The organism is Paraburkholderia sp. RAU6.4a (assembly GCF_050435625.1).
GTDB classification, from domain to species: Bacteria; Pseudomonadota; Gammaproteobacteria; order Burkholderiales; family Burkholderiaceae; genus Paraburkholderia; species Paraburkholderia tuberum.
Map to the genome: position 1 here is coordinate 142,686 of NZ_JBNDKQ010000003.1, position 16,681 is coordinate 159,366.

Below are 16,681 nucleotides of genomic sequence, written 5' to 3' on the forward strand. Positions count from 1 at the left end.
GTAGTAATGCGTTTTGCTTGCGGAAATCGCAGTAGACAGCGAGCTTGCTGCTGTCGAAGCCGAAGTGCTCAGCGACGAAACGCCCGTGCTCAGACTGCCGACGCCCGTCGAAAGTGAACCGATGCCGGTCGATGCGCTCGTGCTGAGCGATGCGATATTGCTGACCGCTCCGGACAGGCCCGTCGAGAGCGAACTATTTGCCGTCGATGTCAAAGTGCTCAACGAACTGATCGAATTCGACACGCCGGTCGAAAGCGAGCTGAGGCCCGTGCTCGCGGAAGTCGAGAGCGAGGAAAGTCCCGTGCTGAGGGACGATGCGCCCGTGCTCAACGAACTGATGTTGCTGACGGCACCGGACAAGCCGGTAGACAGCGAGCTATTTGCTGTGGACGTGGAAGTGCTCAAAGAGCTGAGGCCGGTCGATGCCGATGTGCTCAGCGAAGACAGGCCGGTGCTCAACGACGATACGCCGGTCGAGAGTGAGCCGACATTGCTTGCAACCGTCGAGACGGAATTCGACAACGAACTGATGCCTGTCGAAGCCGAAGTGGAGAGCGAGCTTACGCCCGTCGAAAGTGACGAAGCGACCGTGGACAGACTGGAAATCCCCGTCGATGCGCTCGTGCTCAATGAGGAAACGCCGGTGCTCAACGAAGACACGCCAGTAGACAGCGAATCGACGTTACTTGCGACCGTGGACAGCGAATTCGACAACGACGAAATTCCGGTCGATGCAGAGGTCGAGAGCGAAGAAACGCCGGTACTCAGCGATGACACGCCGGTCGAAAGTGACGAAGCAACTGTGGACAGGCTAGAAACGCCCGTGCTCAATGACGAAATTCCCGTCGATGTACTTGTCGAAAGCGAATCAACAGCTTGATTCGTTGCGTTAAGCTGCGAACCATTTACGGCATCCGTGCTGTCTGTACTGAGTTGCCCTGCCGCAACGTTCGTGATTTGTCTTTCCGCATTTTTCGCGCCGACACTGACGACACTCGTCGGAGCCGCACCAGCGAAGTCATAGGACTTTCCGCCGATGGTTGCATTCGGAGTCGGATTTGCAGCAGCCGTGCTCGAACCGCTGCCAAGTGCAACGTCCCCTGCATTTGTTGCGACAGCAGCCGAGCCCAATGCGATCCCGCCATCCGCCGCAGCAGTCGAAGTGCTGCCGAGGGCAAGCGAGCCGGCTCCGGTTGCGCTGTTCGAATTACCGAGTGCGACTGCGCCTGTTCCATTCGCTGTATTGTTTGCGCCAATCCCCACCGCGCCCGTACCTGAAACCGAACCCGGATCGCCGATTGCAACTGCACCATCGCCGTTTGCGGTTTGCTGATTTCCGATTGCGACTGCACTACCGTTGAGCGCCTGCGATTTATAGCCCATCGCTACGGAACCAGGTCCCGCAGTTGCCGCGACCGTATTGCTGTCGCCTACAGCCACGCTCGAAGCGGCCAGCGCCCGCGAATTGTTGCCGACTGCTGTTGCGCTCGCGCCCGAAGCGGATGCGCCAACGCCCGCCGCAAGGGCATTTACACCGGTCGCACCATCGTTGTTGTAATTCGAACCTTGCGTGCCGCCGTCGTTCACACTGTAGTAGTGCGTTTTGTTCGCATCGACAACGGTGCTTAGCGACGAGACGTTACTGTTCGTCGTTGAAAGACCCGTGGACAGACTGCCGATGCCGGTGGATGCGCTCGTGCTGAGGCTCGAAATTCCCGTCGAAGCAGAAGTCGAGAGCGACGAAAGTCCGGTAGACAGTGAACTGTTCACCGTGGATGTCGAAGTGCTCAACGAATACAGCCCGCTCGCGACGGTCGAAATAGAACCCGACAATTGCGATGCGCCGGTACTGAGCGACGAAATTCCGGTCGAAGCCGATGTGCTCAGCGACGACAGACCCGTCGAGAGCGAACTGACGCCCGTTGAAAGTGAGCTTGCGACAGTCGATAAGGAACTCACGCCGGTTGATAGTGACGATACGCCGGTCGAAAGTGAACTGGCAACAGTCGAAGCGGAAATCGAAAGGCTTGTGACGTTGCTGTTCGTTGTCGAAAGACCCGTGCTGAGCGACGACACGCCCGTCGAAAGCGACGATACGCCCGTGCTCAGGCTAGAAACTCCGGAACTCGTGGACGTGCTGAGCGAATCAACAGCTTGATTCGTTGCGTTCAATTGCGAACCGTTCACGGCATCCGTGCTGTCTGCGGTAAGCCGCCCCGCTGCAACATTCGTAATCTGACGCTCCGCGTCCTTTGCGCCGACGCTCACGACGCTCGCCGGTTTTGCGCCTGCGAACGCGTAAGTGTTTCCGCCGATGGTGGCGTTTGCTGTCGGATTCGCTGCGCCAGTGATCGAGCCGGAACCGAGCGCGACATCGCCGTCATTTGTCGCAACCGCTTTTGCGCCCACTGCGACCGAATTCGCGCCCGTACTATTTGCTGTGTCGCCCAACGCCACACCGCTCGCACCTGCCGCTGTAGCGTTCGTGCCGACAGCAATTGCATTTACGCCGCTTGCGCCGTCGTTCGCGTAATTGCCTTGTTGCGTGCCGTTATCGTTGATGCTGACGTAGTGTGATTTGCTCGCCGAAACGATAGTGCTGAGCGACGACACATTACTGTTTGTCGTGGACAAGCCGGTCGAAAGCGAACCGATGCCGCTCGTCACGGTAGACAAACCGGTGGATGCGGAAGTCGAAAGCGAGCTAAGGCCGGTGCTTGCCGAAGTCGAAAGGCTCGAAATTCCCGTGCTCGTGGAAGTGCTCAACGAGGAAAGACCGGTGCTCAACGACGACACGCCTGTGGATAAGGAACTGACGCCCGTTGAAAGCGACGACACGCCAGTGCTAAGGCTCGAAATTCCCGTCGATGTGCTTGTCGAAAGCGATTCGACAGCCTGGTTCGTGGCGTCAAGCTGCGAACCGTTGACCGCATCCGTCGAATTTGCGTTCAGTTGGCCAGCGGCCACATTCGTGATTTGTCGTTCAGCACCTTTATCGCCAACGCTGACGACGCTTTTCGGGGTTGCGCCCGCAAAGCCGTACGATTTTCCGCCGATAGTTGCGCTCGCAGTCGGATTCGCTGCCGCAGTTACTGAGCCCGAACCCAAAGCCACATCGCCTGCATTTGTTGCCGTCGCCTTCTGACCAATCGCGACGGAATTTGCTGCTGCGCCGTTCGCTGCATCGCCGAGAGCCACCGCGCTTGCGCCCGCCGCCGTGGTATTTGTACCTATGGCAAGTGCATTTACGCCGCTTGCTCCGTCGTTCGCATAATTGCCCTGCGGAGTGCCGTTGTCATTGATGCTCATGTAATGCGACGGTTTCAAAGTCGAAATCGCCGTGGACAATGAAGACACGTTGCTGTTTGTCGTGGACAGACCCGTGGACAAACTGGAAACGCCGGTACTGAGCGAGGAAATTCCCGTCGATGTGCTTGTTGAAAGATCATTGACGGCGAGGTTTGTCGCGTTGAGTTGCGAGCCATTGATTGCATCCGTGCTCGTATCACTGATCCGGCCTGCGGCCACATTCGTGATTTGACGTTCGGTGCCTTTAGCGCCTACGCTAACAACGCTCGTCGGCGCGGGTCCGGCAAATGCATACGACTTGCCGCCAATCGTGCCTGTTGGCGTGGGGTTCGCAGCGGCAGTAACCGAGCCGGTCCCCAATGCAACGCTATTCGCGTTCGCAGCGGTTGCGCCCTGACCGAGTGCCATTGCACTAGCACCTGAAGCGACCGACGCCGCGCCAATTGCTACGGAATTTCCGCCGACAGCCGATGCGGTATTTCCGAGCGCAAGATCATTGATAATCGTTGTGTTGCTGTCGATGCCCGCAACTGAGTTGGTTCCTGCCGCGAAAGAATCGTTGCCGTTTGCTTTAGCGCCCGAGCCGACAGTCACCGAATGCGCGCCTGCCGAAACCGCTGCCGCGCCGATTGCGGTGGCGTTCGTGCCTGCTGCCGTGGAATTCGTGCCGATGACCACCGCATTGATACCAGTCGCCGCCCCGCCATTGGAAATAGCGACGGAATTCGTGTTGCTGCTGATTGCGCTCTGACCGATTGCCATCGCGCCCGCACCGCTTGCCGTAGACGAGGTGCCGACTGCAACCGAATTTCCGCCGACAGCCGAAGCGCCATTGCCAAGCGCGATATCGTTAGCGATTGTCGTGTCACCTGCTACACCTGCGACTGCGTTTGTGCTACCCGCAAAAGAATTCGCCCCGTTTGCCATTGAGCCGAAACCAGCTGCAAGCGAACCGGCACCTGAAGCCGTGGCGTTTTCGCCCAAGGCTGTCGAGTCATCACCGACACTCCGTGCTTTTTTGCCTACGGCTGTACTGTCCAATCCGGCAGCCCCCGCATTAGCGCCCACTGCTGTTGTGTAATCGCCGGTTGCGTTCGCACCTGACCCCGCGACGGTCGAGGCTGCACCTGATGCGGTGGCGAACACGCCAAATGCAGACGCATTCGTATTGGACGACGTAGAGAAATTACCCAACGACAGTGCTGCCATTGCGCCCGACGCTGTAGAACTATTGCCGAACGCCATAGAGCCTGTGCCCGACGCAGTTCCCAGGAACGCAAAAGAATTGATGCCTGAAGCTGTCGAACCATAACCAACTGCAACGGCCCGGTTCCCTGCAGCCAAAGCCGTAGACCCGATCGCGACCGCATTTCCTCCGGTTGCTAACGCGGTTGAACCGAGCGCCGCACTCCCGATTCCGGAAGCTGTCGCGGCTGAACCGAGCGCCATACTTGCCGAAGCGTTAGCGGTCGCCGAGTGGCCGAGCGCGACTGCATCCGGTACGGTTGCCACCGCTGCCGCGCCCATCGCCATACTCGCGCTTCCCGAAGCTGTCGTTGCTGCTCCGAGGGCTATCGAATTACCGCCAGTTGCGCTAGCGTTCGTGCCGAGCACAATGTCATTCACGACTGTCGCGTCGCCTGCCACCCCCGCGACCGAATTTGTGCCGCCCGCAAAAGAATTGTTCCCGTTCGCTGTTGCGTTCAAGCCCTCAGCGACTGCGTTATTCCTAATCGCTGAAGAATTCATCCCCAAAGCCATACTTGCCGAACCGCTAGCAGTCGCGTTGTGCCCGAGCGCGATTGCACCCGTTTGCGACGCTTCCGTACTCGCACCTAATGCAAGCGAAAAATCGCCGTCCGACGATGAGGCAACGCCAATTGCAGCACTGCCGTCGCCTCCCGCGCTCGCCGTCGATCCGATTGCCGCGCTGCTATTTCCGCTTGATCGCGAATTAGAACCGACCGCAACAGCGCCCACGTTATTCGCACGCGCCGCTGTGCCGACAGCGGCAGCACCTTGCGCCGCAGCGACTGCAAGATATCCGACCGCTGTCGAATTTACGCCTGAAGTCGTGGTATTTGCACCGAGAGCAGTTGACCCGGAACCCGAGGCAGTTACACCGCAGCCGACAGCAACAGTCAGCAGTGCTCCGGCTGGCGATGACTGACTACATCCGGTGCCGGGATATAAAGCGGTTTGTGCTTCAGCCTCATCTGGCGTCATCAGCGAGCCGCCGAACATGACGGTCATTGCAACGGCCATGAGCGTAAGCGGCACGCCATTTACCTGATAAGGCGCGTGCGCTGCGTCACTCACAACGCCGCCTGCGCCCTTCCCTTTTCCGTGCGCCGTGTCTAGTTCAGAGACAGCGACGAAAGCCCCTAACGATTCATTCCAGATCGTCCGATAACTTATGTTCATTTTCAGCCCGCCTCTTTCAAAGGTTTTTCTTTAAACATCGTCAAACACACGCACATCTCCTGCGCAGGGGGCATCCCTCGCCGATGCGATTAGTAGTATTTGTTAAATCGAAAACTACAATTGCAAATTACTGGCAACCCAATTCAGGGCGTCAGGTGCCTTGACGAAATGACCCTGAACCCATTTCGTCGTGCACTCGTGGACATGTAGTAAATCCATCGGCTCATCAACGCCTTGAATTACTACATCGTCGGCCTGCTCTGCTGCGAGGCGTACTAACCGCGCGAGGCGTGCAACGTGTTTTTCGCCGTGGCGGGCAGCGGCGACGAAGGACGCATCGATCTTGATGATGTCAGGCGTATGGATGCCGATAGCGGTTTCGATTCCGAAGTTGTCTATCGCGATCCTGCAACCGGCCTGCTTGAGGCGATATGCGAAATGCTGTGCGTTGTCGTGGGCGTCGAACCAGGCGGGCTCCGGAAATTCGATCACCAGCCGTTGCGCCACTTCGGGCGCTTCTTCGAGCAGATGAAAAATCGCATGCCACACGACATCTGCGACCGCGCTCTGAACGGAAATGTTGATGCCGAGCCTCAGAGTGGCAGAACCGCGCAAGGCCGCGATGGCTTGTTTGACGACGTACCGGTCGAACAGGCGGATGAGCGACATGCGCTCAAGCGCCGACATGAACAGAGCCGGATTCAATTCGTTGCCGCGTGCATCAGTCGCTGTCGCGCAACACTCGTGATAGAGCACGTTTTCGCTGCCTGTGACGTTGCACACCGGTTCACGGTGCAACTTCACACGCGAGTCGATCATCGCGCTAAACACTTCCCCCGCCAAACCCTTGTCGTCCATCTTCTTCTCCGGACCGGTCAATTCCGTACTTCTCTTTTGAGCGGACAGCACGCGAACCACAGATTTAAGTGTTAAAAATTCTGATTCTTTTTCGGGCGAACCCCGCACGCACAGATCGCCCCGATCTATCGGTCACGGTCGTCGACTTCAATTTGCGAAACACTGTCAACCCTTCGCCTGGAGGCGGTCAAAAAGGAACCTTTGTGCCAAATTGCTAAAAAAGTTCTTCCAGCTTCCCTACGGCCGCGTCAGGTAAGCCCTACAGGCACGTCAGGCGAGGATTACAAGCAGCAAACTGGGGCGGACAAAAGGGTTCCTTTTTGTCCAGTAGAATGCGATCAGATCTTGCAATGCCTGACACTTCTGCGGCTCACGCGAACATAGACAAGTACAGAGCAACCGCAATGGCAAAGCTGTGCGCTCGCACCAAAAGCTTTGTGGATTTCTTATTGACTGACAGATGGATGAAGTACGCCTTTTTTCGCTGGGTTTGCCAGCTGTCGGCACTTTTCTCAGAGATGCAGGCGGCCTGCGGTACCGCAACGGGGCCGCTCAGCGGAGGAGCACACTATGAAAATCGGATACGCGCGCGTCTCAACAGAAGAACAAAACCTATCGCTACAGCAAGACGCATTGCTGCGTGCAGGATGTGAAGTGTTGTACACGGACCATGGCATATCCGGCGCGTCCTTTTCCAGGACAGGACTGAACAACGCGCTCGCAAAGATATCGGCCGGCGATACGCTTGTCGTATGGAGGTTGGACCGGCTTGGCCGATCAATCGGGAAACTAATTGAACTGGTGAACTATCTTGGCAACAACAGTATCGACTTTATCTCGCTGACCGAGTCAATCGACACAACATCAGCCGGCGGCATGCTGATGTTCCACATGATGGCCGCACTGTCCGAGTTCGAGCGGCGACTCATTAGCGAACGCACTCGTGCAGGAATGGTGGCGGCGCGTGTACGCGGCAAGAACTTCGGCCGTAAGCCGCTACTAAGCCCGGCACAGCGCCGCCAGGCGGTCGCACTATTGGAAACGACCTCGATAGCCGAGATCGCACGGAAATTCAATGTGCATCCACGCACACTGAAACGGGCGATCAGCTTGGACGCAAATGCGATACGGCAACGAACGAAGCCGTCTGCGCAACGAGGTCAATGAACCTCCGTATTGAACAGAGGCGGCTCAGGTGCGCAGCGTCGTTTTGAAAGATGCCGGTTGCTAGCGGCACTGAGTGGCATCCGGACGCACACGTGGGTCTTACCGAGACGGTCCCGTGGTGACTCACGGTTCCACCGAACCACCAACCGATTTATCGGCGGTCGCAGCGGCAATCGCTATTCCATATCGGCAGTAGTTAAAGCCCGTGCTCCTGGCTGATTCATATATCGCCTCAACGTGCGCCTGTCGATATTTAAGGTCTCCGCAACGACCTTGGCAGGATGTTCCTCTAGCAATTCGCGAGCTCGTTGCCGCTGTGCCTCGTTCAATGCGGCCGGCCTACCGATATTGCTGCCCCGCGCACGTGCCGCAGCAATACCCGCGCGAGTCCGTTCACTGATCAGTCCGCGCTCGAACTCCGCAAGCGCCGCTAGCATGTGAAATGTGAAGCGTCCGCTTGACGAGCGCGTATCAATGTACTCGGTCAATGACACGACTCGCACTCCGCGCATATCCAGGTCTCCGATTATTGCCGCGAGGTGCCTCATTGACCGCCCGAGGCGGTCCAGCCGCCACACAACAATAGTGCTGCCAGGGACGGCTGTGGCCAACGCTTCGTTCAAGCCCGGGCGGTCGAACTTGGCACCCGAAATTCCCCGGTCTGAAAACGTCACATCGCAGCCGTAGGCGGCGAGCGCTTGTAACTGCAGGTCCAAGTGCTGTTCATCGGTTGATACTCGGGCATAGCCGATTTTGTTGTCACTGATCTTCATACCGGTCGCAGGTTCTATTGTCGTGAAAAGATTGCGCCGTGCGCAAAATCTCGGGTGCCAACCCCGTCTTTAAGTCGGGTATGGGTGCCTCGCCGCATCGTCCCGGAAGCTTCGCCGCAATTGGCGATTTCGCGAGATACCAACGCCGACGTTACGCTACTCATATGACGTACGATGACATTACGATGCGTCGCAAATTCTTAGAGCGGCGCGACGTGCGCAGCGCCGACGTTTAATTAAACGCTTTCGACGTCAAATGTGAATTGTAAAGCGGACAAATATGTTGACAACTTAATTCTCACATTTCGCGCAGCCATTTGTACAAATAATGTTAATTCCTATCTTTTGCTCGCCTTCAGGCGCGAAGTGAACTCAGGGTTTCGGAGAATCGGCCTTTGCTTCAAAATAGGGCCGACACATTCCCACCTCCCTGGTCGGAAGAACGGATAGGGCGCACGCCTGCCGAAATGCGTCAGGCAGTGGTGTCTGCCCCTGCCCGTCTCTCGCGAGCTCGTAATGGCAACATGGCGTACGTACTACGCAACATCCCTCAAGAACCTTTGCGGGCGACCAATCAATTGACCGAAACCGACAAAGCGGACATCAAACAGGCCGTCGCTATATTAATGAATGGACATGGGAAGTTCCGATCTTCATAAGAACGCGCGAGAACCTTAAATCTGTCCACGTACCCATAATGAGTAGCTTATTGTCATTAAGTGGCGTTCTGTGCCGTTACACCAAATTCATATAGACAAATAGTTAACTATGTTACATGATGTCATACCTCATTTGCAGCCGTTGCGATTGCACGATGGAATCCAGAACACGAGAGCAGTGGCGGAAAATCGGCTTGCCGACCAGACCGATTTCGCGCAGCGCGACCAGCCGCTGACGGCGTTCCTCAACCGGTGTGTCATCGTCGCCGACCGCGCGCCAGGTAGCACAGACGTAGCGGCGTTTCGTCCGCGACCGAACGACCTTTCGCGATCCCGCAGACTTGGTTGTGCGCTCATAAGATCTATGGAGAAACATCAAAGTTTGCGGGGAAAAGTTGATCGGAAGGCCCTACCACCGTTGAAGTCTTAATCATGAGACAGGGTCAAAGTTCGCAGCAGCAATTGCGATTTCTGAGACTGCATCGATTCCAGCTGCGCAAAGTCTGCGGGATCGCCCGCCAACAACCCTTGCGAAAGCGACAACAAAGAGTGCCACATCGAAATCATGCTGCTCCGCAACAAATAGGGACGCACCATTGCGACTCGTAATGTGTAGCCGACACGGAGTGCATGGATTTTCACCCGCCACAGCCATCCGAGCCTCAACGCCGGCAGCCCGCCCGAATTCACCCCCATCCGTAACAACGCACGCGACTGCGCTTTTCATCTCCGAACATTTCAACCAAAAGCTATAGCCAAGATGTCCCGGTAACGACAGAAGCGATAACACTGTGCGGATGTCGGGTCTTACGAGCCAATGTCGGTCGCCCCCCACGGCGGCAATAACAGATCAGATAGGTTCAAGAAAAATTTCCCGCGGCTGTGCTACGAGGACCGGAGCCCCCAACAGGTTCAACGAGAGTGGTCCAACTCCTAGCTAACACTTGCGAGCGGAATGATCTTCGGCAGCACCCGTCAATTCGATTCCCCGAATTCGCCCTCGCTGCTCCCTGGTAAAGTTACTTCTTCGCAACCCAGCCGTCCGTAGAGCTTCATCGCAGGGTCTTCAAGCGACGCAACAACCGGCCCTCGGAGTACATGATGCTGTACGAACTGGACAACGCGGACGTGATGGCGAGTTCTGGCTATCTGGAACGGTTGAATAACCCGACTGCGTGGACGCGCCGAATAATGCCGACCCTCGAGCAGTTTCGCCGAGGCGGCGGAACTATTCTCGCCCGGGGTGCGAACTCGGCCGGACACGGCGGTCACCTCGCCATCGCACGATTTGAAGACGCACTACCGGAATGCCTGATAGCCCAGCAAGGGCAGGCAATCGTTGATGCGCTCGCGAAAGGCGACTGGGTTGTGAACGCGCAGATCATGGCCGTGAAAAACGAGGCGACAGCCATTGCCACGCAGGAAAAGTCAATGCGGCGAAGTTCAGAAGGTGAATTCGCCGGACTACTTCTCGTGGAGTCGCTCGATAATGGCTCGCTTGACCGCGCGATGATGCAGGCGAGCAAGGCAGCCGGGATCAATCCTGATTTGTTCGATTCATACGACCTCGCCTTCGTCTGCCATTCCAGGTAGGCGACTGCATAGGGCGTCTGATGTCTGGAATAACTCAACAGAGAGGGAAGCGCTCCGGCCAGGGCGAGACGTTGCATCGGATGCGAGTGTCAGCAATGGGACGGGCAGCAGCCGCACGCCATCCGATTGGCGATCGTCGGCTTTGGCCGACGACTTGTCGTCATGCCGAAAGCATTGACACCTTGGAAGCAGCCGCTAACCTCTCGTGAGTACCACAGGGTGTTGAGGGTCGCGAGGCGCCTGATAGATTGATATCCCTTTGTCCGGTCTAAGTTTCAGGCGCTTAGCGGTTGTTGTTTGAACGGCTGTGCGTCAGCTCCCCGACCAAGTGTGGATTCCGTTCGACGCTCGAGCGACGCCTTGCGCTTTTCTTCAGCGGTCGCGATGAAGTCGGACAGTTCGCGCTCCATGGCTGAATCTTTGGCACCCGGTTTCCACGTCGCGGCACTGTGCCGCCTACGCGTAGTTCTAGCCAGCGCGAGTGCTGACATCGCGGCCTTCGCACACTCATATTGGACCTGACCGCAAAGGTCTATCGGCTCGCCGAACTCCCGAAATGCCTCCAAGTACTCTCGGGCAGCGTGCACAGTAGCCGGGTATTCACGCAACTCGGAGATAACTCGGCGGCTCAGGACGTGCCACTGCAGCCTGTCCGGATAGGCAAAAGCAGGGATGGACACGCCCTTGCTGGCTTCGCTGCTGATAGGGCCGCCGGCTCCGCTGCCGCCCAAACAGCCTTATGCATCATTGTCCGACAGCTTCGAGCGTAGCTTTCCAGCGATAACGCCAGCTCCAATGCAGTGTCGCGTCGCTGACGCCTGCGCTCCCGGGCATCTCGCGCCGAAATCCACGCTAGTGTCACGACAGAGCCGACTGCTGCCGACGCTAGTGCCAAAGTTATCGGAGCGTTCCAGCTAAGTCGCTGGAGAGATTCAAGCCATTCCTGCCGCATAGAGCGCGCCTCGGAGAAAGAGGTGCACAGAGTATACGCAATCGTTTGCGGGAGTATTCAGCGCAAAAAATGCGGTGTGCATTTTTCGCCACAAACGGTTCGATCGGGCGACCCCATCTTGACAGATCGGACCGAACCCTGGTAATCGTCCGCCCAGCATCATCGGAGAGGCCGCCCAAATTTGGCGCTGCTTTACTTCTTTAAGCGGACGGGGCGTCGGCGTTGGTCCGAACGGTGGCAGCGGGTCCGCCTGTTGCCGCTCATGGGAAGTGCCGTTCGATTGCTGGACGATCGACAAGGTTCGGCCAACGACGGGCGATGGCCCACGGTTTCACGCGGACGTTCGGATGCCGGCTCCGCCCAGACAACGGACCTTCGCGCGCGGATCATGTCAGTCGCGTCGTCGGCCAAAGCCGACGATCGCCAATGGGATGGCGTGCGGCTGCTGCCCGTCGCATTGCTGACACTCGCAAAAGGGTGCCGGCGAATGTCAGCTCCCGCTACTAACGAATGAGTCGTCTCGACCCGCAAGAGACGCTGGAGATCGAACGCCGGCTGAACGGTTCCATCGAACTATTGCATCGACCGGTTGAATCCGCCATCTGCAAGCGGACGTTGTAGCTTACAACGACTTGTCCGTTCTCCAGGCCAGCTTCGAGGCAATCTCCGGTACGACCGCGCTACGCAACAACGCGGTTAGCATTGAGGATGCCAGCAGGATCGAGAAGCGCCTTGAGCTGTTTCATCAGTTTCAGCTCGGCGTCTGAGCGACTCAAACGCAGGAATGGCTGCTTGATGACCCCGATGCCATGCTCCGCCGAGATGCAGCCCCCTGCCGTGTCGACCGCCGTGTAAGCCACTTCTTCGACGCGATGAAGCGCTTCAGCACTCGCGTACGGCCCCGAAAGCACATGAAGATTTCCATCGCCCAGATGGCCGAAGAACAGATGCGTCTGATCAGGAAACTGCTCGTCAAGCGATATGCGTACGCTCTTGACGAATCGGTCCATCTGGTCCATCGGTACACCGACGTCGAATGCGGCGTGCGGTTTGAGCTTCGACAGCAGTTCACCCACTGTCTCACGGTAAGCCCACAACTGGCGCGAATGATCGATCGACTGCGCAACGATTGCGTCCTGCACGACCTCCTGCTCAAGTGCGCTTTCGAGCAACCGTTCCAGCGCGCGCCGATCATCCTCCTCCGATACGCCCAGCGTCTCGACGAGCACATAGACCGGATAGGGCTGCGCGAACGGAGCCTTCAGACTGGCTATGTCCATCGCCGCACGCATGAAGTCATCCCACATGACCTCGAACGACGAAAGACCCGGTAGCGTTGCCCGCATGTCCTTGAGCAGCCGCGTTGCGGCGTCGAAGGAACCCAGCGCACACAACGCGGTATTGGCGGCCGTGGGCTTCGGTTCGAGCTTGAGAACGAGACGGGTGATCACACCCAGCACGCCTTCCGAACCGATGAACAGTTGCTTCAGGTCGATACCCGTTGTGTTCTTCGTGACCTTGTTCATCATCGACAACACCGTACCGTCGGGCAACGCGACTTCCATGCCGAGAATCAGGTCCCGCATGGTTCCGAAGCGGACCACCCTATTGCCGCCTGCATTCGTCGCGGCGTTGCCGCCGAGTTGGCATGTGCCCCGTGCTCCGAGATCGAGCGGAAAAAACCAGCCCTCCGATTCAACGTAACCCTGTAGCTGCTCCAGCGCCAGTCCCGCCTGGATCGTAATCGTCCCACCGATACGGTCGAACGCTTCGATCGCGTTCATCTTCGACAGCGACAACGCCACTTCTCCCGCCTGCGGCGTCGCGCCGCCCGCCAGTCCAGTGAGCCCTCCCTGAACGACAACTCTTTGCTGGAATCCGGCGAGGGCGCCCAGTGCGCGTGCGACTTCGTCCGGCGTGCGCGGCAGCACGATCATCGTTGGCCGGACCCGGGTTGCGTCGCTCCAGTCACCGGCGTGCGCATCGAATGCGGTCGGGTCGACGGACACGCGGTCGTCGCCGAGTTGACCAACGAGTGCGCGATGCAGAGCCGCGAAGTTGTCTGATTGATCTTTCATGTTCTCTTTATTCCTGCGCGCCTGTCCGGTTGACCTGTCCGCTGAATCGCCGAAGCCCAGTGCGGGCAATCAGCGCAATGAGCGCGACGCCAGTCAGGAAGATCCCGGGTGCGGCAGACGAACCCGTACGATGCAATAGTTGCGTGACGAGAAGCGGCGTGATGCCTGTGAAGACCACCGTCGCGAGATTGAGCGAGAGTGCGATGCCGCTAAAGCGGACATTCGTTGGAAACAGATCCGCGAGAAGGAATGCGTAAGCGCCGTTCACGAATCCGCCGACAAGGCCAATGATGGCGAACGCGACAAGCGGATCCAGCCCGTGTGCGGCGACAAGTCGATAGAACGGATAGCTGCCCAACAGCATGATGAGTGAACCGATGCGGTGCCAGTGACGGGCTGGCATGTGGTCCCCAAGCCACGCGAACAGCAGCAGCGATGCCGACATTGTCGCAATACCGACGTTCTGGCCCGCGCTCGCCAGACTCGACGAATAGTGCAGCACAGTCGTCATGTACGACGGCAGCACCACGAAAAGGAGACTGTTCGATGCGTTCACGATGCCAGCCACGCCCACGCCGATTACGATCTGCTTCGGGTAATCGGTCAGCACTTTTCTGAACGGCCGTTTGACCTTGTGGCTCTTGAGGCGCTGAAATTCACTGGATTCTTCGAGCGACGTGCGTAACCAGTAAGACACAAGTCCGATCACGCCACCGAAGATAAATGCCATGCGCCATCCGTAAGTCACGACGTCCGAAGCGCTTAACGTCGAACGCAGTACGAGACTGATCAGCGTTGCCGTCAGCACTCCGGAATTCAGACAAAAGATGACGAGGCCACTCACCAGACTCGCGCGAGCCGGTATCTCTTCGACAACATAGGTAATCGAGCACGGCAATTCGCCCGCAAGGAAGAACCCCTGCGCAAGACGGAGCAGGATCAGCAGCGCGGGTGCCAGCACACCAATACTCGCGTACCCCGGTATCAATCCGATCCCGATCGTCGACGCGGACATCGCGAGGACCGAAACAAGAAAGATGACCCGTCGGCCAAAGCGGTCGCCAAGGCTGCTCAGCACGATTCCGCCCAGCGGCCTCGACACGTAGCCAATCGCAAACACGCTGAATGTGCTGATCAACGAGGCGATCGGGTCCGCGCCCGGGAAGAACTGCCGTGCAATCTCACGCGCGAACACGCCGTAGATGATGAAATCGTAGATCTCCAGCGAGCCGCCAAGACTCGCCAGAATCACCGTCTTCCACTTCTGTCTGAGCGCGGGTCCTTGCGTCACCGCAGTCATGTCGGCTGAGGCCATCAGTTGTCTCCATCAATGATTTTTATGCTGTCTTTTTACCGCTCGGGCGTCATTCGACCGGCACCGGCGTGGCTGCTGGTGTCCCCGTCTTCAGCGCTGCATCGCGTCCACCGAATGCCTCGATGAGCCTGTCCTGATCGAGCTTCGCTGCCGCATCGACGGCTTCGGGGTCGACCAGGTTACGTAGCGCGCTCTTCGAATAACGACAGCACGGCTGCATATTCCGGCAGTCCTGCGACGTCGTTCAGTTCGTCGGGATCGCGTCGCAAGTCGAACAGTTCGGGCGGCAGGCCAACGTAGTGGTGGTATTTGTAGTCGGCGCTCGCAAGCATATAGGCCGCACTCTCCGAACCGACTGCGTGGTACTCGCTAAAGGCGAGATGCTCATGCAGATCGGGCGCGTTCGCCAGTTCCGCGAGCGATTGACCGGGACCGGACAACATCTCCGGACTGCAGCCCGTTTGCCCGAGAATCGTATTCTGGATGTCGACCAGCGACACCGGGGTTTCGCTGACCTTCCCCGCGGGAATGTCGGGCCCTGAGATGATCATCGGCACACCGGTCGATTCGCGGTACATCAGACATTTGTTCCACATGCCCCGCTTGCCCAGGTTGTCGCCGTGATCGCTGCTATAGATGACCGTCGTGCTGTCGTCGAGACCGTTTTCGCCTAGCGCGGAAAGTACTTTGCCGACCTGCGCATCCAGGAACGACACGAGCCCGAAATAGCACGCGATAGCGAGCCGGCGGCGCTCGTCGGTGCCGATCGCGGCGTCGTGATCCATGTGCAAGGCCTGCCGCTCGACCCATGGATGGCGTACATAGCCCGTCGATGGCTGGAGGGCCGGAAGTTCGATCGTAGCCGGATCGTACAGATCGAGGTATTGCTGAGGCACGATCAATGGGAAATGCGGCGCGACCAGCCCGACAAAGAGAACCCACGGCTTAGCGTCGCCGGCATGGTCGGTCAGCCAGTCGACGGCCGTGTCGGCGACGCGCGCATCGAAACGGTTGTAGTCGGACGTGCCTGGGCCGATCTTGTCATACAGCGGCGAGCGTCCCATCGTTCTGGGCAGGGGATTGCGCACCGATCCCCAAACCTGACCGATGCCATCAAGAATGTGAACGGGGTGATGCTGGCGCCGGAAGCCGACGGGTGAAGACTCCGATTTGTAATGCAGCTTGCCGATCGACTCGGTGAGCAGGCCGCTTTCGGACAGATATTGAGCCCACCCAGGATACGCGCCGTCATACGCGATCGCGTTGTCCCAGCAATGGATGTCGTGCACATAACGGCCGGTGGCGAGACTCGCGCGCGCCGGCACGCAGATGGGTGACGGCGTGTAGGAGTTGCAAAAGCGCGTGCCGCGCTGCGCGAGCGCATCGAGATTGGGCGTCTGGATGAACGGATGGCCCGCACAACCCATCAGGTTGTGCTGATGTTCGTCGGACAGGATGAAGAGGACGTTGCTGGGTTTCATAAGTCTGTCTTTCGCTGCAGTTGCGATGCGCCGCGTCTCCTGAAGCCATATTGGTATCGGGACGCATGAGAA

General features: G+C 58.1%; 11 protein-coding genes and 2 pseudogenes. 4 read left to right on the forward strand and 9 right to left on the reverse strand.

Annotated elements, in window-relative coordinates; all coding sequences use genetic code 11:
- The first annotated feature begins 13 nt into the window (after nt 1–13).
- Nucleotides 14–880, forward strand: a complete 867-nt coding sequence (locus OKW40_RS25120) for a hypothetical protein (RefSeq protein ID WP_429492217.1) — start codon at nt 14–16, stop codon at nt 878–880.
- A gap of 5 nt (nt 881–885) precedes the next feature.
- Here the strand turns inward: OKW40_RS25120 and OKW40_RS25125 are convergent.
- A pseudogene (locus OKW40_RS25125) lies at nt 886–1,770 on the reverse strand (hypothetical protein); the annotation flags it as partial.
- Between OKW40_RS25125 and OKW40_RS25130 the strand changes: the two are divergent.
- Nucleotides 1,679–2,158 (forward strand): hypothetical protein, encoded by a 480-nt coding sequence (locus OKW40_RS25130; RefSeq protein ID WP_429492219.1) that lies wholly within the window; start codon nt 1,679–1,681, stop codon nt 2,156–2,158. The pseudogene OKW40_RS25125 and the gene OKW40_RS25130 sit on opposite strands and share 92 nt — an antisense overlap.
- Before the next feature lie 5 nt (nt 2,159–2,163).
- Here OKW40_RS25130 and OKW40_RS25135 read toward each other — a convergent pair.
- Together OKW40_RS25135 and OKW40_RS25140 are read right to left on the reverse strand one after the other, a co-directional pair.
- Nucleotides 2,164–5,733: pseudogene (locus OKW40_RS25135) on the reverse strand (ESPR-type extended signal peptide-containing protein); the annotation flags it as partial.
- 114 nt (nt 5,734–5,847) lie between these two features.
- Nucleotides 5,848–6,591 carry an EAL domain-containing protein gene (locus tag OKW40_RS25140; RefSeq protein ID WP_429492221.1) on the reverse strand — a complete coding sequence of 248 codons (744 nt, stop codon included), beginning with the start codon at nt 6,589–6,591 and terminating at the stop codon, nt 5,848–5,850.
- Nucleotides 6,592–7,161: 570 nt separating this feature from the next.
- Between OKW40_RS25140 and OKW40_RS25145 the strand changes: the two genes are divergently transcribed.
- Nucleotides 7,162–7,758: a recombinase family protein gene (locus OKW40_RS25145; protein ID WP_184031423.1), complete on the forward strand. Its 597-nt coding sequence runs from the start codon at nt 7,162–7,164 to the stop codon at nt 7,756–7,758.
- 176 nt (nt 7,759–7,934) lie between these two features.
- Here OKW40_RS25145 and OKW40_RS25150 read toward each other — a convergent pair whose 3' ends face one another.
- Nucleotides 7,935–8,531, reverse strand: coding sequence for a recombinase family protein (locus tag OKW40_RS25150; RefSeq protein ID WP_429492223.1), 597 nt, complete (start codon nt 8,529–8,531; stop codon nt 7,935–7,937).
- 1,760 nt (nt 8,532–10,291) lie between these two features.
- Between OKW40_RS25150 and OKW40_RS25155 the strand changes: the two genes are divergently transcribed.
- A complete protein-coding gene (locus tag OKW40_RS25155; protein WP_429492225.1) occupies nt 10,292–10,783 on the forward strand; it encodes a hypothetical protein in 492 nt (163 codons plus the stop codon).
- A 275-nt stretch (nt 10,784–11,058) separates the two neighbouring features.
- On the opposite strand, the gene OKW40_RS25160 is transcribed toward OKW40_RS25155, so the two are convergent.
- The 5 genes from OKW40_RS25160 to OKW40_RS25180 form a co-directional block, all read right to left on the reverse strand.
- On the reverse strand, nt 11,059–11,193 hold the full coding sequence (locus OKW40_RS25160; RefSeq protein WP_260321229.1) for a hypothetical protein: 135 nt from the start codon (nt 11,191–11,193) through the stop codon (nt 11,059–11,061).
- Nucleotides 11,194–12,415: 1,222 nt separating this feature from the next.
- A complete protein-coding gene (locus tag OKW40_RS25165; RefSeq protein WP_429492227.1) occupies nt 12,416–13,672 on the reverse strand; it encodes an FAD-binding oxidoreductase in 1,257 nt (418 codons plus the stop codon).
- Between the two features lie 148 nt (nt 13,673–13,820).
- Complete coding sequence (locus OKW40_RS25170; protein WP_429402674.1) at nt 13,821–15,128, reverse strand: MFS transporter; 1,308 nt, start codon at nt 15,126–15,128, stop codon at nt 13,821–13,823.
- 49 nt (nt 15,129–15,177) lie between these two features.
- Nucleotides 15,178–15,348, reverse strand: a complete 171-nt coding sequence (locus tag OKW40_RS25175) for a hypothetical protein (RefSeq protein WP_429492229.1) — start codon at nt 15,346–15,348, stop codon at nt 15,178–15,180.
- Complete coding sequence (locus tag OKW40_RS25180) at nt 15,308–16,609, reverse strand: sulfatase-like hydrolase/transferase (protein WP_429492231.1); 1,302 nt, start codon at nt 16,607–16,609, stop codon at nt 15,308–15,310. The genes OKW40_RS25175 and OKW40_RS25180 overlap by 41 nt, the downstream gene beginning before the upstream one ends.
- Between the last annotated feature and the right edge of the window lie 72 nt (nt 16,610–16,681).